Here is a 22,977-nt window from a genome sequence, read left to right as displayed (position 1 = left end):
GCCGAACAGCGTGGCCAATAAAATAAGGTTACAGACATTTCGTCCGTAACCTTGCCGTTGCCAGCGAATTGGTTCGTCAGCGGTTTCGCGCCCGTCCTGCGGGTCATTCGCGCTCCTCAGTCAGCTCGGCGACCGGCACATCCAGGCGCTCATTGAGCCGGCCGTCGCGCAAATGGACGGTCGCCATTTGCCGTTCTTCGTCATACGCGTCGATCCAGACCGATACCCCGTTGTAATAGACCGGAATATCAGCGGGCGACGAAACGATTTGTTTGACGCGGTTCATCTCCATCGCCGCTTTCCCCCTTTCCGTCGTGCTCCGTTTCCTAGTATGCGAGGGAATAGGAATGATTATGCAAAAATGGTCCACACTAAAGGGAGAAAAATCCGAGAGAGGGAATGCGATGAAAACGAGGGATGTGTTGTTCGCATACTGGCGCTGGCCGGCCATCATCCGTTTGTTCGCCGCTGCGAGCGCCACGATTGTGCTGTTTGGCGCGCTCATGCGCCTCATTGAACCGGAGACGTTCCGCACCGTGTTTGACGGCATTTGGTGGGCGATTGTGACCGCGGCCACGATCGGCTACGGCGACATCGTGCCCAAAACAGTCGCTGGAAAGATAGCGGCCATCGTGCTCATCGCACTGGGCACCGGCATTCTCACCGCCTATTTCGCTTCCGTCTCCGCGGCGGCCGCCACCCAAGCAACGGCGCGCACAAGCGGGCGCTTTGAGTATCGGGACCAGGATCACGCCATCGTGGTCGGCTGGAACGAACGGGCGCGAGAAGTGCTGCTTCGCCTCGCCCGGCACGAGCCGTCGCTCCGTTTTGTGCTGATCGACGCAACCGTGCCGTCCCACCCGCTCCCTGATGTTCCCGTTCATTTCATTAAAGGGTCGGCCGGCGATGATGCGGTGTTGGAGAAGGCGAACATTCAAAAAGCGCGGTTTTTGCTCATTACTGCGAATCCGCACAAAGCCGAGGCAGAAGCGGACAAAGACGCGATCGTGACGCTGCTGGCAGCCAAAAGCCTCAACCCGTCGGTGTACGCCATCGTCGAAATCTTAACGGCGCGCAACGTCGCAAACGCCTTCCGCGCCGGCGCCGACGAGGTGATTGAGACGAACTTGCTGGCGAGTTTCGCCATGGCCGCCAGCCTCCGCTCCCCGGGCGTCGCCGGCGCGCTTACGGCGATGCTCAGCCGCTCGGGCACGCAGACGCTCTCCTTGCTTGAGCCGGATGCCGAATGCATCGGACAGACGTTTCATGACGTGCAGCAACGGCTGCTTGGGCGCCACATCACCGCGCTTGCCGTCGTCTGCGCCGACAACCGGACCGTTTCCGTTTCGCCGCAGCGCCTCATTGAAGAAGGAGACCGCCTGTTCGCGATCGTTCCTTAATCGAGCAGGCGGCGCTCCAACTCTTGAACGAGCGCTTTACCGACGGAAATATACCGCTCGGGAACGGTCGCATCCGGGTCTTGCGGTTCGGCAAACTGGTTGAACGCCGCCCCCACATTGCCCACATCGGCGAAATCATCAATTCCTTGTTGATATTTATGCGCAAGCAAAAACGGCCGCCCAAGCTCCACCGTCGTGCCATGCGAATCAAGCTGCCCGTCGACTGCCCGAAACGGCACGCGCAAAAACTGGTAACCTAAGTCGTCGGCGATTTTGTAGTCAAAATACCCGTGATCGTAATCCCAGCCGCCGCCGATCACATAACCGAGTGGTTTTAATTGCTCTTCCAAATGGTACAGCTGAAATTGCTTCCCTTCCAAACGCGACGGAAGTTCAATCATAGACAACCCCTCCTTCTTTTTTATCGTTTCCCGTTTGACGGGGATTATTTGCCCGCGGCGACTTCAGACGCCTGGTGAAAAACGGCAGGGGGCGATATAGCCGCGCCCGGGCGCTAAGCAGCCAAACGGCTGGTTCACAACGGGGTCAGGCCAAAAAAACGCCTCTTCCCTCGCAAAAGGGAAGAGGCGTTTTTTCCGCCGTTTGGGACGCGTCGCAGCATGGCGGACAGCGGTGAACCGCGTTGTCATTTCAGCCGTTTTTCCAGCTCTTCTTTCAGCTGCTCATACCCCGGCTTGCCCAAGAGGGCGAACATGTTCTTTTTGTATGCTTCCACTCCCGGTTGGTCAAATGGATTCACCCCGAGCAAGTAGCCGCTCATAGCGCACGCTTTCTCAAAGAAGTAGACGAGATAGCCAAACGTGTACTCATCCAGTTTCGGCAAGGTGATGACCAAGTTCGGCACGCCGCCGTCCGTATGGGCGAGCAGCGTCCCTTCGAACGCCTTCGTGTTGACGAAATCGACCGTTTTTCCCGCCAAATAGTTGAGTCCGTCAAGGTCGTTGTCTTCCGCTTCGATGACCAATTCATGGCGCGGTTCTTCTAGCTTCAGCACCGTTTCAAACAAATCGCGGCGCCCTTCTTGAATGTATTGGCCGAGCGAATGCAAGTCGGTCGAAAAGTCGGCCGACGCCGGGTAAATCCCTTTTTGGTCTTTCCCTTCGCTTTCGCCAAACAATTGCTTCCACCATTCGGCGAAGTAGTGCAGCGCCGGTTCGTAGTTCACAAGCAGTTCGATCGTTTTCCCTTTGTTGTACAAAATGTTGCGGATGGCGGCGTATTGGTAGGCGGCGTTGTCCTCAAGCTCCGAGGAACTGAAATCGCTGCGCGCTTTCGCCGCGCCTTCCATCATCGCGTCGATGTCCGCGCCGCTGGCAGCAATCGGCAATAGCCCGACCGCGGTCAACACCGAATAGCGGCCGCCAATGTCATCCGGAATGACAAACGTTTCATACCCTTCCTCGTTGGCGAGCGTTCTTAACGCGCCGCGCTTGCTGTCCGTCGTCGCATAAATGCGGCGGCGCGCTTCCTCTTTGCCGTATTTATCCTCGAGCAGTTTGCGGAAAATACGGAACGCGATCGCCGGCTCGGTCGTCGTCCCCGATTTGGAAATGACGTTGATCGAGAAGTCTTTTCCTTCCAAGAAATCGATGACGTCTTTCATGTACGTCGAGCTGATGTTGTTGCCGACAAAAATGATTTGCGGCGTTTTCCGCTTCTCTTTCGGCAAGGCGTTGTAAAACGAATGATGCAGCATCTCAATCGCCGCGCGCGCGCCAAGATACGAGCCGCCGATGCCGATCACAAGAAGGACATCGGAGTCTGATTGAATCTTTTTCGCCGCCTCCTTGATGCGGGCGAATTCGTCTTTGTCATAGTCGACCGGCCAGTCAAGCCAGCCTAAAAAGTCGTTCCCGGTTCCGGTTTTTTCGTGAAGAGAATGATGCGCGACTTTCACCGCATCGCGCAAGTATGTAAGCTCATGTTCGCCAAAAAAGGTGAGCGCTTTCGAATAATCGAACCGAATATGGGTCATCCATTCCGCCTCCCTTTCATGTTCATTGCCTTCTTTCACTTTAGCGGAATGGACGGGGGAAATCAAGCCGCGGTCCGCGTTTGCAAACGGATTCAATTCCGACAATTTTCGCTGCGTGTTTTCGGGCGAAAGCCGACGAACAACGGCGGTTTCGCCCAATTGAGAATTCTGCCACAAACGAAGAGGCAATGGCAAAGGGGATTCCACGTGCGGAAAGGGCGTTTTGGCGAGGAGAACCGGCCAAGCGGCCTTCACGCGACACACGTTTCACTTGCGAAAAGGGCGTTTGGGCTGCCTTTTCCAACCCCCTGGGAGGACGAGGCAGCACAGCCATGCCCGCAAACCGACGGCGCTTTAGTGGCGGGAACAGCAGCATTTCCCGATTTGAACAGCGTCATGGCGGCAGCTTTTCTCTTCCATCGCCAGCCTTGCCGGGGACGGACAGCAAACAGCCAGCTTTGGCCTAAAGCCGCCGGCTGGCTGTTGCAAAACCGCTTCATCTTGGAGAGCCCCCGCTTTTCCAGTAAACGACCCACCACCTACGCTTCGCTTAGAGGTGGGGGCTTCAAGCGACTTGTGCGTGTCCACCGAACAGCAAGCCACACACAAGAACCCTTTACGCTTCCCTTCGTTCCGAAGGTGTCGGTTCGAACCATATTTTATCCTATTCGTTGGCTAACGCCAACCGACATTCATCTCCTACTTTCACTTCGTTTCGAAGTGAGAAAGATGTTAAAGCGACGCGCGCAAAATGGCGAGCACATCATCGCGGTTCAATGTTTTGAAACGGCCGAACTCGCCAAACGCCATCGCTTTATCGGCCATCAGCTCCAAGTTTTCCTCGCCGATGCCATAGTCCGCAAGCCGCGACGGCGCCCCGAGGCTTGACCAAAACGCCCGCAGCCGCTCGATGCCTTCAAGCGCCACATCGCGCTCCGCTTTTCCGGCCGGATCAACTCCGAAGACGTGCACCGCAAGCTGGGCGAAGCGGCTGACGTTTTCATCCAAAACATGCTTCATCCAGTTCGGAAACAAAATCGCCAATCCCCCGCCGTGCGGAATGTCATACACCGCGGAAACGGCGTGCTCAATGTTGTGCGTCGCCCAGTCGCCGCGCACGCCCATTTGCAGGAATCCGTTTAAGGCGATCGTGCCCGAGTACATGATCGTTTCGCGCAGCTCGTAGTTTTCCAGGTCATTGACCAGCTTCGGCGCCGCCTCAATGACCGTGTTGAGCACCGCTTCGCACATCCGGTCCTGAAGCGGCGTGTTCGGCGTGTGGTGGAAATATTGCTCAAACACGTGCGACATCATATCGACGATCCCGTACACCGTATGTTCTTTCGGGACCGTTATCGTATAGGTCGGGTCCAAAATCGAAAACTGCGGAAACGTCACCGGGCTGCCCCAGCCGTATTTTTCTTTCGTCTCCCAGTTCGTAATGACCGAACCAGCATTCATCTCCGACCCTGTCGCTGCCAGCGTCAAAATCACGCCAAACGGCAACGCGTCGGTGACGACCGCTTTTTTTGTGATGAATTCCCACGGATCGCCGTCAAATTTCACCCCGGCCGCGATCGCCTTCGTGCAGTCAATCACGCTGCCGCCGCCGACAGCGAGCAAAAACTCAACCCCTTCCTTCCGGCAAAGATCAACCCCTTTCCGGACGGTCGAGACGCGGGGATTCGGTTCGACGCCCGGCAGCTCAACAACGTCGGCGCCAATGCCGGCCAAGATGGCCATCACTTCATCATACAATCCGTTTCGTTTGATGCTGCCGCCGCCGTAGACAAGCAGCACCTTTTTGCCGTAGCGCGGCACTTCCTGCCTCAGCTGTTCAATTTGCCCCTTCCCGAAAATGAGTTTCGTCGGGTTGCGGAATGTAAACGATTTCATCTCGTTTCCCTCCTTTGGCTTCTATGGCTTCTATTATGGCGGCCGCGGCCATCGTTGTAAAGCCGATTGCTTTCCAAAGCAGCCGTGCATATTTTCAACCGCTATGATTCATTCTATAAGTGAATGAAAGATCTTGCCCAAAGGAGGTGGACACGATGGGAGCGTGGCAGCGGATCGCCTTGTTATTGACGATCATTGGCGCGATAAACTGGGGACTAATCGGGTTTTTTCAATTTGATTTGGTTGCCGCCATTTTCGGCGGCCAGGACGCCGTTTGGTCGCGCATCATTTACAGCCTTGTCGGCATCGCCGGCTTGATCAACCTGGCGTTGTTGTTCAAACCGGCCGAAGAGCTCGAGCGCACTGAACCGAAACCGACCCGCACCTGAACGGGGCGGGACACCGCAGTTTGCGGGCGAAACCGGACACTCACCGCTTGGCGGTGAGTGTTTTATTGTTTTGGCAAATCTTCCTTCTTCGACTGCTCGATCCATTCACGCAGCTTTTCTTTTAGCGGGCGGAATCCCGGCTCAAGCGGCATTTTGATGCGCGCCTGGCGCTTCTCCGCGCCTGGTTCAAGCGCCTTCAAGGACAAGCTCGCCCGCTTCATCTTCCAGTCGACATCAAGCACTTTGACGGTCACGTCATCGCCGACATTGACATAATCGCGCACATCTTTGACAAATCGGTGCGAAATCTCGGAAATATGGATGAGCCCCTGCATGCCGCCCTCAAGCTGGACGAACGCGCCGTACGGCTGAATACCTGTCACCTTCCCTTTCACAATGGCTCCTCGTTTGATCGTTGGCAAGCAAAACACTCCTATTGGTGAATTTCATCGTTTCTGTATTATAACATAAGGGGAAGGCAAAACCCAAAAATGAGGGGATAGGCCCAAGCGATTGTTTTTCTTGCACGAATGTGCTTGCTCCGTGGCGCGCGGCTCGCCGCCAACTGCCGACCCGATGGATTTTTTCCTAAACCGGCCGCCCCCCGGTCGTGTCCTTGCCGCTCTTTCGCGCGTATAGGCGTCAAGAAAAAGCCGGCGCAAACAGCGGTTCCGAACCAAGCCGCCATTACCGCTCCGTATGGATGAGGGCGTGTGCATGCGAAAACGGAAAAAGGCGCCCCGCTTCCGCGTGGGCGCCTTGGCCGCCGGCTACAAACGCGCCAAAAACCGTTTTATTCGTTTGACGGCTTCCTGCAGCTGTTCAAGCGACGACGCGTACGAACAGCGGATATGCCCTTCCCCGCTTTGGCCAAAGACGCTGCCGGGGACGACCGCCACTTTTTCTTCGATGAGCAGCCGCTCGGCGAACTGCTCTGACGTCATGCCGGTATGCCGAATGGATGGAAACGCGTAAAACGCGCCACCTGGCATATGGCATGGCAAGCCGATTTCATTGAGCGACGACACGAAATAATTGCGCCGCCGCCGGTAGCTGCTGCGCATCTCGGCGACATCGCGCTCCCCGCTGCGAAGCGCCTCAAGCGCCCCGTATTGCGCCATCGTCGGCGCGCACATGATCGCATACTGATGGATTTTCAACATCGCCTGCAAAATGTCTTCCGGCGCCGCAGCAAATCCGAGCCGCCAGCCGGTCATCGCGAACCCTTTCGAAAACCCGGAAATCAAAATCGTCCGCTCGCGCATGCCGCTGACGGCGGCCATGCTCATATAGCCGTCGTCATACGTCAGTTCGGCGTAAATTTCGTCGGCGATGACAAGCAAATCGTGCTCTTTCGCCAGGCGGGCGAGCGCTTCAAGTTCAGCCGGACGGAGAACCGTGCCGGTCGGGTTGTTCGGCGAGCAAATGATGATCGCTTTCGTCCGCGCGGTGAGCGCCTGCTCCAGCTGCGCCACATGGAGTTGAAACCCGTCGGCGCCCGTTGTCTGCACCGCCACCGGCGTCCCGCCGGCAAGCACGACAAGCGGCTCATACGCCACGAAGCTTGGCTCGACGACAATCACTTCATCGCCCGGGTCGAGAATCGCCCTCAGCGCCAAATCGATCGCCTGGCTCGCCCCGACCGTCACCAAAATTTCCGTCTCCGGCCGGTAGTCGACGTGAAACTTGCGGCGCAAATAGGCGGCGATCTCTTGGCGGAGCTCCAAAAGCCCGGCGTTTGGGGTATAGGACGTATAGCCTTGCTCAAGCGACAAAATGCTCGCTTCGCGGACGCTCCAGGACGTGACAAAATCCGGTTCGCCGACGCCGAGCGAAATGACACCCTCCATGCCGGAAGCGAGATCGAAAAAGCGGCGGATGCCGGACGGCTTCAAGGCGGCGACCGTCTTCGACACGTATGTGTTTCGCATTTGCGGCTTCATGGCGACACCACGATGCGGCGATCTTGATCTCCTTGACCAAAGACGATGCCGTCATGTTTGTATTTTTTCAAAATGAAATGGGTCGTCGTTGAAATGACAGAATCGAGCGTCGACAGCTTTTCCGATACAAACTGGGCAATTTCTGACATCGACCGCCCTTCAATGACGACCGACAAGTCGTAGGCGCCGGACATCAAATAGACGGATGTCACTTCCGGAAAGCGGTAAATGCGCTCCGCCACCTCGTCAAAGCCGACGCCGCGCTTCGGGGTCACTTTCACATCGATCATCGCCGTCACCCCTTCATGACCGTCCACCTTCCGCCAGTCGACGAGCGCGGTATATTGGACGATCACTTTCGCCTCTTCCAGCTTTTTGACGAGTGCCTCCGTTTCCGCAACTGGCAGGCCGACCATTTTCGCCAACATATCAAGCGGCGTACGCGCATCTTTTTCTAATATTTTGACAATTTCTAGTTCTTTTTCACTCAGTTTCACTTTGTCTTCCTCCCTTTCATCCATTTCCGCAAACCGGCCGCCGGATGCCGTCACGGGAGCGAACAAGATGCGGCGTGTTTCAGTTTGAGAAGCCGGCGGGCGAGTTTTTGACAGTCGCGGACAGGAATCGTTTTGTCAAACGCGAATTCATATATGGACTGAATACGGGCGGCCAGCGTGCGGGGATCATCCGTATCGTACACCGCCTGAAGCACGTCGACCGCTTCCACCTCGTAGGCGCCGTTTCCGAGGCCGAACGGGTCCCAGGCGCCGACGGTCTCAAGAAGCAGCCGGTTCAACTGCTGTCCGTCCATGCTGTCCATCCACCTTTCTTGCTGCTATGATATAACCAATTATAAGCCATCGATTCGAAAAAAAGAAGGGAGAAGATGCAACAATGTTTCCGTCCGATGAGGGAAAAAGCCATGCCCAAAACGGGGAAGGCACGGCCGCGTCCCTGTTCGACCGCGTGATTGACCGCCGGGGCACGCTGTCCGTGAAATGGGATGATACAAAGCGCGTATTCGGGCATGAAGACGTCTGGCCGATGTGGGTCGCCGATATGGATTTTCCGGCGCCGCCCGAAGTGCAGGAAGCGCTGCGGCGGCGGGTTGAACACGGCGTGTTTGGCTACACCGTCATTCCCGATTCACTCAAAGAAGCGGTGTGCCAATGGCTTGAACGCCGTCATGACTGGACGATCGATCCGTCTTGGCTCGTGTTTGCCCCTGGCGTTGTGCCGGCGGTCGCCGCTGCCATTGAGGCGTTTTCGGAGCCGGGGGATGGCGTCGTCGTGTTCTCGCCCGTCTATCGGCCGCTGTTTGATCTCGTCCGCCGCCACGGACGCACGCTCATATTCAGCCCGCTCCGGCTGGCGGAAGAGAACTACGTCATCGACTGGAACGACTTGGAAGCCAAACTACCCGGGGCAAAGCTGCTCATCCTTTGCCATCCGCACAATCCCGGAGGCAAATCGTGGACGGCCGCCGAGCTCGAGCGGCTCGGGGAACTGTGCCTCAAACACGGCGTCTTCGTCTTATCGGACGAAATTCACGCCGATTTGACGCTTCCGCCGCACCAGCATGTGCCGTTCGCCGCACTTCGTCCCGAGTTTGCGGCGCAAAGCGCCACATTCCGCGCGCCGACGAAAACGTTCAACCTGGCCGGCTTGCAGGCGGCCGAAGCGGTCATTCCCGACGATTCGCGGCGCCGGGCGTTCCGCCGCATCCAGCAGCGTCACGGCTTTTTTACGTTGAATGCGTTCGCCGTTGTCGGGGCGGAGGCCGCGTACCGATGCGGCGGGCCGTGGCTCGACGCCTTGCTTGCCTACTTGCAGGAAAACATCGAGGTGGCCGCCGCCTATTTGGCCGACCGTCTGCCGGCGCTTCACCTCATCCGGCCGCAGGCAACGTATCTCATCTGGATCGACTGCCGCGGCCTCGGCCTTTCCGAGGCGGAGCTGAAACGGCGGCTGTTGGAAAGTGGAAAACTGGCTGTTGAATTCGGCAGCAAATTCGGTCCCGAAGGCGCCGGCTTCATCCGCTTAAACGCCGCCTGCCCACGCCCGACGCTCGAAGAAGGGCTGCGGCGGCTGGGGGCGGCGCTAGGCTAGCTTTGCGCCAAAGAAGTGCGGCCAAGCGAATGGCGAAACGGAAACGAAACAGCACCAAATCCGTTGCGGGATTCCTCTATCCATGTCAATCAAAAAGGAAAAGGAAGCCAAACGATCGTTCCTTCCCGTTCTCTGTTCTGCCAACCATGTGCCGCAGAGGCCGTGCAACCGTCGCTTTCGCGCATTTGCCATGCGAAGAGCTGTCCCGGCAACGTGAAACAGGGGCCCGCACGCGAGCCCCTGTTTCATGACGACTTGATTTCCCCGCAGGCGATCCGCCCGCCGGCGTCGCCGGCCGGCTGGGTCATGCCGTCGTCTTTCTTGGCGTGAATGACGATCGATGTTCCGTCTTTCGTCAAGAGCGTCCCTTTTTCCCCTTCCCGGAGCGTCACATTCGGCGCCGTCAGCTCGACGTTGACCGTGCCGTCCTCCTTCACAATGATGTTCGGCAAATCGCCGGCGTGCGCCCCTTCCGGATGGAGAAGGCCGTGCTTTTTCCCGTCCGGGTTGTAATGCCCGCCCGCCGACTGAAAATCAGGCGGCTGGCAACTTCCTTTTTCATGAATATGAATGGCGTGCTCCCCCGGCGGGAGCCCTTCCAAATCGAGCTTCAACCGCACTCCTTCGGCTTGCTCCGTCAATTCCACCGTACCGATCCGATCGCCGTCCGCATTGATCATCTCCACCGTCCGGCTCGTTCCTTCATCTTGCCCGCAGCCGGACAACACGAGCAGCACGGCGGACATGATCGCATATGATCCACGCAACACAAACTCCCCCCAGCTTCACATCCGTTATCCGCCATTATTGCCGAGGAAGCGCCGGTTTATACATGCGGCGGCTGTTTTTGTCTGTCCTGTTTGCCGAGCAGCTGTTCTTCCAGCTGCTTCGCCTCCTTCTCCTGACGCCGGGAAATGACGACGATGAGCCGCATGGTAAACACCGCCATCAAGAAAAAGACGGCAAAGGAAATCGCCGCCGGAATGTATTCACGCTTGTCTTCCGGAAAGTACAAAAACAAGTTCAACACCCATGGCCACATCGCAAACAACCTTTCTGCCGTAAAATCATCTATATTATAGCATAAAAAAGCCGCTGCCAACGCAGCCGGCTATAACGCAAACTTTTTCCTCAGCTGGGTGAAATCGATCCGCTCGCCGAGCGTCGGCGGCTTCGTCTTCGCCAAATACTTTTTGTCGTTTTCGATGAGCCGGAAGATCGTGTAGGCGGTAAACGCATCATCGAGCGCGCAATGGGCTTTTCCAACTGCTTCGTTTCCATACTCTTGCACCGCTTTGCGCAAGGCGGTTTGGTTTTTGTTGCCGAAAAACCGTTTATACTCCAAAGCCAAATCGCGGTGTTCGCCGGTGAATGGAAATGCGACTTGCGCCGACTGACAGTTTTCCCGGAGCACTTTCATGTCCATGCCGCCCCATGTCACGACGGTCGTCGGGCGCTCTCGGTCATACCGCCGGAGCAAGGAAACGAGATCAAAAAAGCTCATGCCGCCATCAATTTGCGCTTGGGTGATGTTGAGGAACGATTTGCACCGGTCGGTGAGTTGCGGAAAACGGAGCGGTTTCACATAGGAGGAAAATTGGCTCACGATTTGCTCCTCAACAACCGCAACAAGGCCGACTTCGATAATTTCCGGGCAAAACCCGCTTGGATTCGTTTTCGTCTCCGGCATCGTAAATTCGAAATCGAGAAACAAATATTGCGGGTCATCCATCGCCGCTTCCCCCCTTTCTTCCATACAGCCGTAATGGGTCTTACTTATTATTATATCACGTAGAAGCCATTGTTTATTTCTTTTTTCAGAAAAGGGCGAAAAAGAGGCGGATGCCGTGAAAGCGGAGTGGTCTGGAGAAACCGAAAGGACATCCCGCTATTTCTTCTCTACTTTGCGCTTTTCGTTCTATTCTCTCTCCGTTCGGCCAAATCGTCGCGAACCGTCCCTTCCCACGGTCGAACGCCGGAGTAGTATGCCGCACGGCTAATCAAATGAGCCGACACCGGAGATGTTAAAAACAGAAAGACAATAGCCAACAACAAACGGGAATTGAAATGATCGTGCTTCAACCAAAAGTAAAATAACGTCCCCATTAAGATGAAAATCATCCCTAGCGTCGTGCTTTTGCTAATGGCATGGCTTCTCGTATAGACGTCGGGAAGACGGAGGACGCCGATGGCCGAAATCAATGTTAACAGCGCACCAGCCATGACGAACAACACGATCAACCCATCAATGATTTCCGTCACGTTCAATCACAACCCCCTTTTGCAAAAACTTAGCAAACGCCGCCGTGCCAAGAAATGCCAAAATTCCAATCAGCAAAATAATTTCTAAAAACACGCTCGTCTCCAATATGATGGACAGCACCGCCACAATGCCTGCCAGACAAATCCCGATCGCATCAAGCGCAATGACCCGGTCCGCCACGGTCGGGCCCTTGACAACCCGATACAGAAAGCAGATGACAGCAAGCGACAACAACGCCAGCGCGACATTGAACATCACCATCACCGGCTCACCTCCAAAATCGTTTTTTCAAATGATGTCTTGATTTGTCGGATGACTTCATCCACATCCGGCGCATCAATCGTATGAATATAAATCTCTTTCTTATCATCAGAGACGTCGATCACAAACGTTCCGGGCGTCAATGTAATCAAGCTCGACAACAGCGTAATTTCCCAGTTCCTTCTCACCTCAAGAGGAAGAGCGAAAATGCAAGGTTTCATGTCCAGCGACGGGGAAAGAACAATCTTCAAAACAGCCCAGTTGGCCAACAACAATTCTTTGATGAAAATGAGCGTCAGCTTTCCAATCACAAACAACGGGACGACATAAAACGTTGTCGAAAAATATCTTCGCAGCACAAAAAGGATGCCGAAACCAAGGAGATATCCAATGACAAACGATGATCCGCTAAACGAATCAGCAAGAAACATCCAAACGAATGCCAATATCACATTGATCAGCAATTGTTGCGCCATTTGCCTCTACTCCTTCAGCACGGACTCAATATATATTGACGGATCCGCCAACGTCGCCGCCGCCTGGGCGATATATGGACGAACAAATTCGGCCCCGACGCCGTATAAAACGGCCAAGGAAAGAAGCGCGACAATCGGCACATACAGCGGGGCGACTCGTTTTTGCTCATACCCGCGCGCTTCTCCCCAACAAGATTGAATAAAAATTTTCATCACCGAATAAAGCACAAGCAAGCTGGATAATAACACAACCAGCGCAAACAGAAGCTGTCCTTTTTCAAACGCCGCCCGAATAATGAGCGCTTTTCCGATAAACCCGCTGAACGGAGGAATGCCGCTTAGCGCAAGAGCGGAAAGGAATACGGTCCAGCTAAGCAGTGGATACGAACCGAGCAGTCCGCTGAACCGCCCGAGTTGATTCGTTCCCGCGACATACGCAATCGCTCCGATAATGAAAAAGAGCGCCGTTTTCATGACCATGTCTTGCAGCAAGTAAAAGATCGTGCCTTCCATACTTTCTTCTGTCATTAAAGAAATGCCAAACGCCATCACACCGATGGCCGCCACAATGTTATAAATGGCGATTTGCCGCATATCGCGGTAAGCCACGGCGCCAATGACGCCAAATACAACGGTCGCGATCGCCAACCACGCTAAAATCGTATGCGTATAGCCGACATCTTGACGGAAAATGAGCGAGAAAGTGCGCAAGATCGAATACACACCGACTTTTGTCAACAAGCCGCCAAACAACGCAAGCACAGCTGACGGCGGAGCGGAATAAGCCCCCGGCATCCAAACATAAAACGGAAACAACGCCCCCTTTAACCCAAAGACAATGAGAAAAAGCAAGCAAATGACCGTCAATACAGCAGTGTTGTCTGCTTGAGAAATCCGTACGGCTAAGTGCGCCATATTCAATGTGCCGGTCACGGCGTACAAATAGCCGACGGCGATGACAAACAACGCTGATGAAAACACGTTGATCACCATATATTTCATCGTTTCCTGAAGCTGGATTTTCGTACCGCCATGAACGAGAAGCGCATACGATGACATAAGCATCACTTCATAAAACACGAATAAGTTAAAAATATCCCCTGTCGTAAACGCCCCGTTCACTCCAACAATGAGAAACTGAAAAAAAACATAGTAGTACATGGACGCCTGCTTCGCGTCAATCGTGAAAAAGGAATACAGCAGGCAAGCGAGCGCGATCACGCTCGTTGTCAACACCAACAGCGCTGAAAGCATGTCGGAGACGAGCGTAATCCCAAACGGCGCCGGCCAGTTTCCGACGTCGAGCTTTTGCATCCCTTCATGGTCGACAAGACGCACAAGCCAAGCGCCCGCAGCGATGAGCGCCCCTGCTGACACGAGGGAAATCATTTTTTGCGCTCTCAATGATTTCACGCAAAACATCAAGAGAACTGCTGTCGTCAATGGAATCGCAATCGGAAAAATTACGGCATTAGTCATGGTCTTCCTTTCCCCTCATCCGTTCAATATTGTCCGTCCCGATCTCCTGATAAGAACGATACGCCAAAACGAGCAAAAACGCCGTGACCCCAAAACTAATGACAATCGCCGTCAAAATCAGCGCCTGCGGAACAGGGTCGACATAATGTTCCGCCTGCACGTCAAGCAGCGGCGGCGCTCCTTTTTTCAATCCTCCCATCGTCAATAACAGCAAGTGCGCTCCATGGCTTAACAATCCCGTGCCGATAATGATCCGAAGCAAACTTTTGCTTAACATTAAGTACGTAGCGCCGGCAAACAAACAGCCGATGACAATAATCATGACGACTTCCATTTATTCTTCCTCTCCTATCGTTTCGATAATCGTCATGGTCACCCCGACAACGACCAAATACACTCCTAAGTCAAACAAGACGGCCGTATGGAGCGACACATCCCCAAGCAGCGGCAGCATGACATGGCCGTGGGCGTGCGTTAAAAACGGGACATCGAAGACTAAGCCGCCAAGACCTGTTCCTAAGGCAAACAGCAGCCCGATGCCAATGAGCGTGCGATACGAAACCGGGATCATCGACCGGACGGTTTTGATGTCAAACGCCAGCAGCAGCAAAATAATGGCGCCGGCGGTAACGAGACCGGCAATGAATCCGCCGCCCGGGTAATAGTGGCCGGCGAAAAAAAGCTGAATCCCAAATAAAATGATCATAAACGTGACAACGGCCGTTACCGTGCGCAAAATGAGCTCATTCATATTTGCCGCTCTCCCCTTTCGGAGCTTTCAGCTTCACTAAAGCGTAAATGCCGAGTGCCGCGATCGCCAGCACACAAATTTCAAAAAGTGTATCAAATCCGCGGAAGTCAACTAAGATGACGTTGACAATATTTTTTCCAGCCGCTTTTTCATACGCGTTTTCAATATGGTATTGAGCGATCGATGCAAAGTTTTTCTCACTGTACGCCAACAAGGCGATCACGCTGACCAACGCGCCGACGCCAAGCGAAATAAGAGCGTTCCCAAGCCGGAATCGAACGCCTTTCTCATGGCGGCTGAGCTTCGGCAAATGATAGAAGCAAAGCAAAAACAGCGAAACAGAAATCGTTTCAATGACAAGCTGGGTCAATGCCAAGTCAGGCGCCCGGAACAACACAAAGAAAAGGGAAACCGTATAGCCGACCGAACCTAACGCGATAATCGCAACAAGACGTGATTTGGCCGCCACAGTCGTCGCTGTTCCGATCAAGGCGACCAACGCCAATATCAGTTCATGGATGCCCACTTCCGCTAAATGGCTTAGCGAGAGCCTTCCATCTACTTTCAAAACAATCGTTGCGACAAGCAGCGCGATCATTACGGACAAAATATACAAGAAATACGTCCGAACATACCCGGTCATGTAACGGCTTGTCAGCGAATACGACTGCTCTTCCATCTGCCGCACGACCGTGTCATATAAGTGATTCAGTGAAAGCCGCTGCGAAAACGCGCCGTACACGCGCCTCCATGAATCAAACTTCCGATATAGCAACACGCCAAGGACAATCACTCCGATCGTCATCCACACTTCGGCCGTCCATCCGTGCCAATGACTAATGTGCACGGAAAGCCCTTCCCGACGGAACAAGCCGTTAACAACAGCATCCACCGCCGGAGCAATCACCGTGTTGGACAACACATTCGGAAACAGTCCAAAACCGATGACAAGGACGGCCAGCACCACCGGCGCCACAAGCATCCCCACCGGGGCTTCGTGCGGCCGTTTCGGCCATTCCGAAGGCCTCGGAGCGCCAAGAAACGTTTTCCCAACAAAAAGAAGGCTGTACAAAAAGGTGAACACGCTCCCCACCCAAGCGAGCACCGGAAACAAGATCCCCCAGACATCAAGCGAAAACAAATGGGCGTTCGCCACCTGCACCATGGCCGCAAAAAACATTTCTTTGCTTAAAAATCCGTTAAACGGAGGCACACCTGCCATCGACAATGAACCGATGACCGCAACGGTAAACGTGACGGGCATAACGCTGAGCAGCCCGCCAAGACGCCGGATATCCCGCGTCCCGGTCTCATGATCGACAATGCCGGCAGCCATAAACAAGCTTCCTTTAAACGTCGCATGGTTGATTAAGTGAAACACTGCTGCCACCACGGCCGCCATATATAAACGACGATCGCCCGGATCGCCATGAAAAGCCAGCGCTCCAGCGCCAAGCAGCGACATAATCAACCCGAGCTGGCTCACCGTCGAATAGGCGAGCAACCCTTTCAAATCTGTTTGGCGGGCGGCATGAAACGATGCCCAACAAAGCGTCGCCATTCCAATGCCCATCACCAACCAAACCCATAGCGAAGAAACAGCAAAAATCGGAGTGAAGCGAGCCACTAAATAAATGCCGGCTTTCACCATGGTGGCCGAATGCAAATACGCGCTGACCGGCGTCGGCGCTTCCATCGCGTCCGGAAGCCAAATGTAAAACGGAAACTGCGCGGATTTGGTAAACGCGCCAAGCAAAATCAAGAGCATCGCCGGAAAAAATAACGGATGTTGCGGCCACGCATCCGCCATAGCCATCCAATCGCGAATGCTGTACGACCCTCCACTCATGACCGAAAGCAATAAAAATCCTCCAAGCAAAGACAACCCGCCAAGCACGGTGATGAGCATCGATTTTTGCGCCCCATACCGCGAGCGTTCACGCTCATTCCAGTAGCCAATCAATAAAAAGGATGAAAACGATGTCAATTCCCAAAATAGATAGAGCGCCATTGCGTTGTCCGAAAGAACGACGCCAAGCATCGCTCCCATAAACAAAAGCAAATACACGTAAAAGTGGCCGAGTTTTTCCTTTTCCTTTGGCAAATAGTAAGTCGAATACAGCACGACAAGAGAACCGATCCCTGTGATTAGCAACGAAAAGAGCAGCCCTAACCCATCCATATAGACTTGAAAATCCATTCCTAGAGACGGAATCCAAGGGATCGTTTGTCCGTAGGGGGTAAGAGGGAGATGTTGAATAAAATATAAAAACAATAAGACCGGTAGTGGGAGCACAAACCATCCGGTATGAATCGAACGCACATATTTATACAAAAACGGAACGAATAAAGCATAAATCAGTGGTGAGACAATTGCCAAGTTTAACATGAACCATCCTCCTTCCCTATTGTTTCCCCTCACATCGCCCCGCTTATCCTACTTCGTATTGTATCATAAACTCCCGCCTCTGTCGGCACAACGGTCTGCTGAAAATCAAGCCAGACTTTCGCCGCCTATCTGTATACGAAAAATTCCTAAAAAAGTTTCCCCTTACGCTGCCAATCGCCAATCGCATCGTTTCGATCGAGCAGGTGATTTAGTGAAACATGCTGCTGGTCCCAGCCGCTTTTTGCATTAAAAAGCATGGTGAATCCCGTTTTCTTTTTCGGTGAAATGCCGCTGATTGGGGCGCGGCAGCCTTTTTCACCGGTCTTCCATGGCACCGGCTTACAGCGCAACGAGTATAAATAAGTAGTAATCACGCAGAAAAGGAGGAGCAAGCCCATGGTTTATTTCCTGCCCCCTGCGGCATGGGCAAGGCCGTACCCGTCGGTCGACCCCGCCATCTTCTCCCAATCGGCTGCCACCGCCCAGACGCTCATGAACGATGCTGGAGTCATTTTAAAAAGGCTGGCCGAATCGCGCTCGTTTGCCGCCACGATCATGTCCGCCGCCCAAGAAGGAAAAACGGAGGAAGTGAAGCGCCTCATCCGCTCGCTCGGCATCCGCTCGCAAACTGAAGTGTATTTTAACTTCCCTCCGAAAGAAGTCTCCTACTTCTAAACGTGAAGGTGCGCCAGCACCAGTGAAAGTGGGAGATGAATTTCGGTTGGCGTTAGCCAACGAATATGATAGAATATGGCTAGAACGGACACCTTCGGAACGAAGGGAAGCGTAAAGGGTTCTTGTGTGTGGCTTACCGTTCAGCGAACACACACAAGTCGCTTGAAGCCCCCACCTCTAAGCGAAGCGTAGGTGGTGGGTAGTTCACTCCCGACGGCATCCGCCTGACGCTGTCGCCGCCGCCTGGCGCATTTCCGTGCTGCCAGCTCGTTGTCGGCTTGCGCTGGAACGTGTTTCCGCCTTTTCACGGATAACCTTCCCCATCTAGGCGGCGGGCGAAAGAGGAAAAAACGGCCGTCAAACAGCCTTCTCTCTTCGCATTCACCGCTTTGGCGGCTGCCAACATCCGTTCACGACGGCCGCTTCCGACGCGACAGCGCCGCTTCCAGACGATGCACAGCGCTGGAAGCGGTGTTGTCGTTGGCGCCTTGCCGGACCAGAAGCTCCTGTCACACCAAAACGGTTCTTGCCGCCGGCCTTCGTGAAAGAAAAAAAGACAGCGACCGTCCCATCGCCGTCTGGCGTCTAACCAAACTCGCCGGGCACCAACGCCCGGCGGCCCCTTCCATTCATTTTGCGCATCCGCTCACCTAGGTCGATAAATGAGATCCCCGACAATGATCGTAATCAAAGAAATCAACATCGTCAGCTTGACCGCCTTGTAGTCTAAAAAGCGCAGCACTTGTTCTTCAAAGTGGACAGTATAAACTTTATTCTCTTGATCATAAAGATTCTCCTTGGTGTTCCGTCGGCCGAATCCGCCACATCCATCTATTCGCCTTCGGTTAAAAGGGGATTTTCTTGAGCCACCGTGTACGTAAAATTTGATTTACTGATTTTTCCTTATAAGTACAAAGAATGCATGTTCTGAAATAGTCAAGTACAACTTTCGGTGAATTCTGAAATAATGTGCTAATTTACAATTTTGTGTACAATTCATCTGAAGTCCTCCTTGGCATGATGGTAGGTATTGTTTGACACCCCTGCATCATACCAAGAGGACTTTTTTTGATCAAGTCCCCGGAAAAGCTCCTAACAGGAATGCTCGTTTCAGGAATGATCCATTTCCATGACCGCTTTTCTCTTTCCTTCCACCATCCTCAACTCACGTACTCTCGCCCCTCTCTTCCCAAAAGATACGAGAAGAAACCGAAGCCTTCTGCGGCCCCCTTAAAGCCCAAAGAAACTTGATGACTGTAGATGAGCAAATTCACTAACATAAATTTACAACCAAACAAAAAAGGAGACATGAACCGGACTCCTTGGGTAAAATAGATGTGCACAAAACCCATTCACACAAGGAGGTTCATGTCTCATGAATAGATTAGCACATCACCAAGGAATCCACAAGTTTTTCTTCACTTTGGGGTTGACGCTGCAGCTTTCCAAACCGGTCATCAAGCATCTCATTCATATCGTCGATGCCTTGACCACCAAGGGATTCTCGGGAACATTGACCGATATTCATCACTGGAGCTTTCATCCGAATCATCGAACGACGCTCAGTCACTTTTTCACGAAAAGCCCTTGGGATGAGGAAAGGCTGCTTGGGAAGCTTCAAGAGTGGATCCTCCGCCGAATCGAGCGCCTGGTCGAGCGAAAGAATCAGCCTCTCTTTGTCTCGATTGATGATACGATTTGCCAAAAAACGAAGCCTTCGTCACGGGCAACGCACGCCATTCAAGGGTGTGGTTGGCATTTCTCTCACAAAGATCATCAATCGGTCTGGGGGCATTCGCTCGTTTGGCTGATGGTGCACACCTTCACGCAGGCGTTTCCGTTCGCGTTCCGCCTGTATGACAAGAAGGCGGGAAGGAGCAAAATCGACCTGGCGATCGAGATGCTTTCCTCACTCAAGGTGGAACCGGATCGGCCGGTGTATGTGCTCATGGATTCGTGGTATCCGTCCCAAACGCTCATCGAAGCCTGTCTGAAAAAGGGATTCCATGTCATCGCTGTAAATTAGCACATTATTTCAGAATCCCTTTTTCAAATTATTTCAGGCGGATTCGGAAATAATGTGCAAAATTTTTGCGAATTATTGCGGATTTTGCACATTCTTTCGGAACATTTGCACGCTCTTTCAGATGAAGATTTCCAGCGCGCCTGATGGACCGATGAAAAAGAGGAAGCACAAAAGAGGCCGATTTGGCCCCTTTCGTGCTAATACCCCATTTCCTCTGCAGCCATGCGCACCACTTCTTCGTCAATGACGTCCTTTTTCAGCTGATGCCCGTACAGCAGGCACGTCGTGGCCAACGTGTTGATGACACGGGGCCAACCACGTGATTGCAGGGCAATCGCCTCTAACGCCGATGGGGTGAAGATCGGATGCTTCGCCCCGGCCTGTTTCATCCGATGCTCGATGTAGCCCGCCACCTCTTCCTTCTCCAGCGGCCCCATCCGGCATCGCATGATGATCCGCTGGTCGAGAGGGCGGTGCTGATTGAGCCGCAGCTTCCCCTGTAAATGGGGCAACCCGGCCAAAATCAAGACAAATGGGTTGGTCGAATCCATCTCAAAGTTGAACAAGATGGCGATGTCCTGTAAAAATGCATCCTTTGCTAAATGCATCTCGTCCAAAATGAACACCGGCGTGATCCGTCGTTCATGATGCAATCGCTCGATCGCCTGCTGGATTTGGCGGAAGAGATCTACCTTGCGGTACTTCGGTTCCTCTCCTAATCCCAAGGCCAGTCCACGGTAAAAATCCATCACGCCTCCGGTCGATAACGGGAAGTAGACCACATGATACAATGATGGATTCAATGACTCTTTCAGCGCCCGAAGGGCGAACGTCTTGCCCGCCCCCGGCTCTCCGATCAACAGCCCGATTCCCCGCGTTCGTTTCACGTACTCCAGCGCCCGCAGCGCTTCTTGAAACGCCGCCCCTTGATACGCCTCGGACGGGTCTGTTTCTTTCGCAAACGGCTCCCGCGAGAGGGAATAAAACGTTTTATACATCCTGTTCGCCCTCCTTCGCCGAAACCGCCGCAAACGGCGACCGGTGGCGCTTCACATAGGCATTGTCCTCCAAACGCACCCGAATGGCTTCCGCCACCCGTTTGCCATCTTCGTACACATAGACGCCTCGTTCGTCATAGCGGAGCTCAATCGATTGCCCAATGAACCGAGGCGGCACTTCGTATAGCTGTTTATTCAGGGTGATCGTGCCATCGGCTTTCACCTTGCGGTGCTCCCGTTTCAGAAAAATCGCATCCAGCCAATCGATGTCTTCGATCCACACCACTCGTTCCACTTGGGACTGAAACACCTCATGCGGCGTTTTTCCGTCCAGTGAGGCGTGCGGTTTTCGATGATACTCTTCTTCAAGCCACTTCCAAAAACGCTCGTTCAACTCATCAAGCGATTTCGGCGGATTCAGCTCCAACAGTGGATAAAACCGTGTCTGTACGGTGCGGAAGAACCGTTCGATTTTTCCCTTGCTTTGCGGGTCATACGGCTGAGTGTGGATGAGTGTAATCCCCATCTCGGCGCACGCATACTGCAGCACCTCGGATCGATCAATTTTCCCGTTGTCCGAGTAAATGCGTTTCGGCTTCCCGCAACGAAGCACCGCTTCCTTTGTGACGATCCGCAACCCGTCAAACTTCTCCGAAGGGAAAAATTGGGCATACGGCACCAACCGCGAGCAGTCATCGATATACGCGATCAAAAACGTTTTCTGGGCTTTCCCATGGACGCGAATCGTGGGTCCATGGGATAAGTCCCCTTGCCATAGCTCATTGATCTGGTCATACGCAAAACGCTTTCGCTCCGGCATCGGCAAGATTTCTTTTCCCACCAGGTTGTGTTTTTTCAACAATCGGTATATAGTAAAGTATGAGAGGGTGGTGGGAATGTCCCCCTGCTTGGTGAGTTGTTCGTAGAATAGGGTCACGGGCATGGTGGGATGTTCCTTCCTCAATGCTAGAATATGATCCTCATCATCGGGGGACAGACGTCTGGAGCGGCCGCGGTCCGAACGGCGCTTCGGCTTCAAGGCGTCGAAGCCCCCTTTTTTGTATCGGGCGCACCAATCCAGAATCGTCTTCGCCGCAATGGGCTTGTCCCCTTGATGAGGAATCGAATGCACTCGCCCGCCCACCTCATTCAAATACGCTTTGGGCTCCACCTGGCCATTCACCAACGGAGCGATCAGCCCGTACCGAAACAGCGCGATGTCGTGTCTCATCGATTCATCCATCCGGATCTCCTCCCTGTCTCCCTGTGATGTTGGACCGTTCCGGTCCCTCTGCCTCCTATCTTACGAAACGGCTCGAGATTCGTCGAGAGGAAGGGTTTGTGGGAACATCAACCATCTCCGTTTTTGGTGTTAAGTAGAAAATCAGGAAGCAATTTGATCCGCAAACGGATGCCACCTCTCGTTTGTCCACAGGTCTTGGATGATCGAGCCCACCCCCCGTCCCTCCAAGGTCTGCATCCACCAAACCGCCCGTTCTGTTCTTGCGTTCCCCACAGGGCCGATGATCCCCCACCTTCTCACCGCCGCGTGATGCAAGCGGGAGAGATTCCGTAAAAATCGTCGGACATAAAATAAGATGACCTCCTTGGTGGGAAAACCAACCTGTTTGGTCTTCGCTCCTCGTCTTGGCGTTTCGAGCCATGCTTTGACCGCTTGCCAGATGACGGATTGGGTATATTGAATTGAACATACGGGAGGAGGAAAGAAGGCAGCACACTCACGGTTTTGCGGCATTCTCAGAAGCGTACCGCGCGATCCAAAGGCGATACTTGTTTAGTGCAAAATAAAAATACAGAGTTCTGCAACGAAAAGTGCAGAGCTGAAGGCAAAGAAAAAAGGCTTGCCAGCCTCTAACATTTCCTCTACTGTGGAAGTTGTGAACACATAACCAAACAGTGGAGGAG

The 22,977-nt window shown here is 53.7% G+C and carries 25 protein-coding genes and 1 pseudogene; 5 read left to right on the top strand and 21 right to left on the bottom strand.

All coding sequences use genetic code 11. From position 1 onward, the window contains the following. Positions 1 to 103: 103 nt before the first annotated feature. Positions 104 to 292 (bottom strand): H-type small acid-soluble spore protein, encoded by a 189-nt coding sequence (locus ETC02_RS12990; protein ID WP_033016280.1) that lies wholly within the window; start codon positions 290 to 292, stop codon positions 104 to 106. A gap of 112 nt (positions 293 to 404) precedes the next feature. Between ETC02_RS12990 and ETC02_RS12985 the strand changes: the two genes are divergently transcribed. Beyond that, positions 405 to 1,400: a potassium channel family protein gene (locus ETC02_RS12985; protein WP_050367737.1), complete on the top strand. Its 996-nt coding sequence runs from the start codon at positions 405 to 407 to the stop codon at positions 1,398 to 1,400. Here ETC02_RS12985 and ETC02_RS12980 read toward each other — a convergent pair. The 3 genes from ETC02_RS12980 to ETC02_RS12970 form a co-directional block, all read right to left on the bottom strand. Then, a complete protein-coding gene (locus ETC02_RS12980; protein WP_033010726.1) occupies positions 1,397 to 1,801 on the bottom strand; it encodes a YugN-like family protein in 405 nt (134 codons plus the stop codon). The two genes, ETC02_RS12985 and ETC02_RS12980, sit on opposite strands and share 4 nt — an antisense overlap. 245 nt (positions 1,802 to 2,046) lie before the next feature. Beyond that, positions 2,047 to 3,396, bottom strand: a complete 1,350-nt coding sequence (locus tag ETC02_RS12975; protein WP_050368717.1) for a glucose-6-phosphate isomerase — start codon at positions 3,394 to 3,396, stop codon at positions 2,047 to 2,049. A 732-nt stretch (positions 3,397 to 4,128) separates the two neighbouring features. Further along, positions 4,129 to 5,292, bottom strand: coding sequence for an iron-containing alcohol dehydrogenase (locus ETC02_RS12970; RefSeq protein ID WP_050367738.1), 1,164 nt, complete (start codon positions 5,290 to 5,292; stop codon positions 4,129 to 4,131). Positions 5,293 to 5,447: 155 nt separating this feature from the next. On the opposite strand from ETC02_RS12970, the gene ETC02_RS12965 reads away from it, so the two are divergent. Continuing rightward, on the top strand, positions 5,448 to 5,681 hold the full coding sequence (locus tag ETC02_RS12965; RefSeq protein ID WP_033010722.1) for a DUF378 domain-containing protein: 234 nt from the start codon (positions 5,448 to 5,450) through the stop codon (positions 5,679 to 5,681). Positions 5,682 to 5,743: 62 nt separating this feature from the next. On the opposite strand, the gene yugI is transcribed toward ETC02_RS12965, so the two are convergent. The 4 genes from yugI to ETC02_RS12945 all read right to left on the bottom strand — a co-directional run bounded on the left by yugI (position 5,744) and on the right by ETC02_RS12945 (position 8,435). Continuing rightward, a complete protein-coding gene (gene yugI, locus ETC02_RS12960) occupies positions 5,744 to 6,103 on the bottom strand; it encodes a S1 domain-containing post-transcriptional regulator GSP13 (RefSeq protein ID WP_033010720.1) in 360 nt (119 codons plus the stop codon). Positions 6,104 to 6,451: 348 nt separating this feature from the next. Next, complete coding sequence (locus ETC02_RS12955; RefSeq protein ID WP_050367739.1) at positions 6,452 to 7,624, bottom strand: aminotransferase; 1,173 nt, start codon at positions 7,622 to 7,624, stop codon at positions 6,452 to 6,454. After that, the gene (locus ETC02_RS12950) at positions 7,621 to 8,121 is read right to left on the bottom strand and encodes an Lrp/AsnC family transcriptional regulator (RefSeq protein ID WP_033010737.1); all 501 of its coding nucleotides are present in this window, start codon (positions 8,119 to 8,121) and stop codon (positions 7,621 to 7,623) included. The genes ETC02_RS12955 and ETC02_RS12950 overlap by 4 nt, the downstream gene beginning before the upstream one ends. A gap of 50 nt (positions 8,122 to 8,171) precedes the next feature. Continuing rightward, positions 8,172 to 8,435: a DUF1871 family protein gene (locus tag ETC02_RS12945; protein WP_033010717.1), complete on the bottom strand. Its 264-nt coding sequence runs from the start codon at positions 8,433 to 8,435 to the stop codon at positions 8,172 to 8,174. An 83-nt stretch (positions 8,436 to 8,518) separates the two neighbouring features. On the opposite strand from ETC02_RS12945, the gene ETC02_RS12940 reads away from it, so the two are divergent. Beyond that, positions 8,519 to 9,733, top strand: coding sequence for a MalY/PatB family protein (locus ETC02_RS12940; protein ID WP_082825862.1), 1,215 nt, complete (start codon positions 8,519 to 8,521; stop codon positions 9,731 to 9,733). A 245-nt stretch (positions 9,734 to 9,978) separates the two neighbouring features. Here the strand turns inward: ETC02_RS12940 and ETC02_RS12935 are convergent, their stop codons facing one another. The 11 genes from ETC02_RS12935 to ETC02_RS12885 all read right to left on the bottom strand — a co-directional run bounded on the left by ETC02_RS12935 (position 9,979) and on the right by ETC02_RS12885 (position 17,750). Further along, positions 9,979 to 10,479, bottom strand: coding sequence for a superoxide dismutase family protein (locus ETC02_RS12935; RefSeq protein WP_171698329.1), 501 nt, complete (start codon positions 10,477 to 10,479; stop codon positions 9,979 to 9,981). 80 nt (positions 10,480 to 10,559) lie between these two features. Next, the gene (locus ETC02_RS12930) at positions 10,560 to 10,775 is read right to left on the bottom strand and encodes a hypothetical protein (protein WP_033010715.1); all 216 of its coding nucleotides are present in this window, start codon (positions 10,773 to 10,775) and stop codon (positions 10,560 to 10,562) included. A gap of 69 nt (positions 10,776 to 10,844) precedes the next feature. Beyond that, the gene (gene kapD / locus ETC02_RS12925; protein WP_171698325.1) at positions 10,845 to 11,465 is read right to left on the bottom strand and encodes a 3'-5' exonuclease KapD; all 621 of its coding nucleotides are present in this window, start codon (positions 11,463 to 11,465) and stop codon (positions 10,845 to 10,847) included. Between the two features lie 167 nt (positions 11,466 to 11,632). Beyond that, positions 11,633 to 11,956 (bottom strand): monovalent cation/H(+) antiporter subunit G, encoded by a 324-nt coding sequence (gene mnhG / locus ETC02_RS12920; RefSeq protein ID WP_050368719.1) that lies wholly within the window; start codon positions 11,954 to 11,956, stop codon positions 11,633 to 11,635. A 22-nt stretch (positions 11,957 to 11,978) separates the two neighbouring features. After that, positions 11,979 to 12,257, bottom strand: coding sequence for a Na(+)/H(+) antiporter subunit F1 (locus ETC02_RS12915; protein WP_216367822.1), 279 nt, complete (start codon positions 12,255 to 12,257; stop codon positions 11,979 to 11,981). Then, positions 12,257 to 12,733: a Na+/H+ antiporter subunit E gene (locus ETC02_RS12910; protein ID WP_050367742.1), complete on the bottom strand. Its 477-nt coding sequence runs from the start codon at positions 12,731 to 12,733 to the stop codon at positions 12,257 to 12,259. Before ETC02_RS12910 ends, ETC02_RS12915 begins: the two co-directional genes overlap by 1 nt. Before the next feature lie 6 nt (positions 12,734 to 12,739). Then, positions 12,740 to 14,212 (bottom strand): Na+/H+ antiporter subunit D, encoded by a 1,473-nt coding sequence (locus ETC02_RS12905; RefSeq protein WP_050367743.1) that lies wholly within the window; start codon positions 14,210 to 14,212, stop codon positions 12,740 to 12,742. After that, the gene (locus tag ETC02_RS12900; protein WP_033010707.1) at positions 14,205 to 14,546 is read right to left on the bottom strand and encodes a Na(+)/H(+) antiporter subunit C; all 342 of its coding nucleotides are present in this window, start codon (positions 14,544 to 14,546) and stop codon (positions 14,205 to 14,207) included. The genes ETC02_RS12905 and ETC02_RS12900 overlap by 8 nt, the downstream gene beginning before the upstream one ends. Next, positions 14,547 to 14,963 carry a Na(+)/H(+) antiporter subunit B gene (locus ETC02_RS12895; protein ID WP_033010703.1) on the bottom strand — a complete coding sequence of 139 codons (417 nt, stop codon included), beginning with the start codon at positions 14,961 to 14,963 and terminating at the stop codon, positions 14,547 to 14,549. Next, positions 14,956 to 17,352 carry a Na+/H+ antiporter subunit A gene (locus tag ETC02_RS12890; protein ID WP_050367744.1) on the bottom strand — a complete coding sequence of 799 codons (2,397 nt, stop codon included), beginning with the start codon at positions 17,350 to 17,352 and terminating at the stop codon, positions 14,956 to 14,958. The genes ETC02_RS12895 and ETC02_RS12890 overlap by 8 nt, the downstream gene beginning before the upstream one ends. A gap of 146 nt (positions 17,353 to 17,498) precedes the next feature. Beyond that, positions 17,499 to 17,750 (bottom strand): hypothetical protein, encoded by a 252-nt coding sequence (locus tag ETC02_RS12885; RefSeq protein ID WP_044742683.1) that lies wholly within the window; start codon positions 17,748 to 17,750, stop codon positions 17,499 to 17,501. Here ETC02_RS12885 and ETC02_RS12880 point away from each other — a divergent pair. Further along, positions 17,749 to 18,027: a YuzC family spore coat inner layer protein gene (locus tag ETC02_RS12880; protein WP_253264149.1), complete on the top strand. Its 279-nt coding sequence runs from the start codon at positions 17,749 to 17,751 to the stop codon at positions 18,025 to 18,027. The two genes, ETC02_RS12885 and ETC02_RS12880, sit on opposite strands and share 2 nt — an antisense overlap. Before the next feature lie 1,375 nt (positions 18,028 to 19,402). Beyond that, a pseudogene (locus ETC02_RS12875) lies at positions 19,403 to 20,047 on the top strand (transposase); the annotation flags it as partial. A gap of 203 nt (positions 20,048 to 20,250) precedes the next feature. Here ETC02_RS12875 and ETC02_RS12870 read toward each other — a convergent pair. After that, positions 20,251 to 21,051 carry an ExeA family protein gene (locus tag ETC02_RS12870; RefSeq protein WP_041468198.1) on the bottom strand — a complete coding sequence of 267 codons (801 nt, stop codon included), beginning with the start codon at positions 21,049 to 21,051 and terminating at the stop codon, positions 20,251 to 20,253. Continuing rightward, positions 21,044 to 22,294, bottom strand: coding sequence for an IS481 family transposase (locus ETC02_RS12865; RefSeq protein ID WP_171698324.1), 1,251 nt, complete (start codon positions 22,292 to 22,294; stop codon positions 21,044 to 21,046). The genes ETC02_RS12870 and ETC02_RS12865 overlap by 8 nt, the downstream gene beginning before the upstream one ends. Positions 22,295 to 22,977 lie beyond the last annotated feature (683 nt).

The sequence above is a fragment of the Geobacillus sp. DSP4a genome, assembly GCF_013096875.1.
Taxonomy (GTDB): Bacteria; Bacillota; Bacilli; order Bacillales; family Anoxybacillaceae; genus Geobacillus; species Geobacillus thermophilus.
Note: the sequence above shows the minus strand (reverse complement) of the source record. Positions and strands in the feature narration are given on the sequence as shown.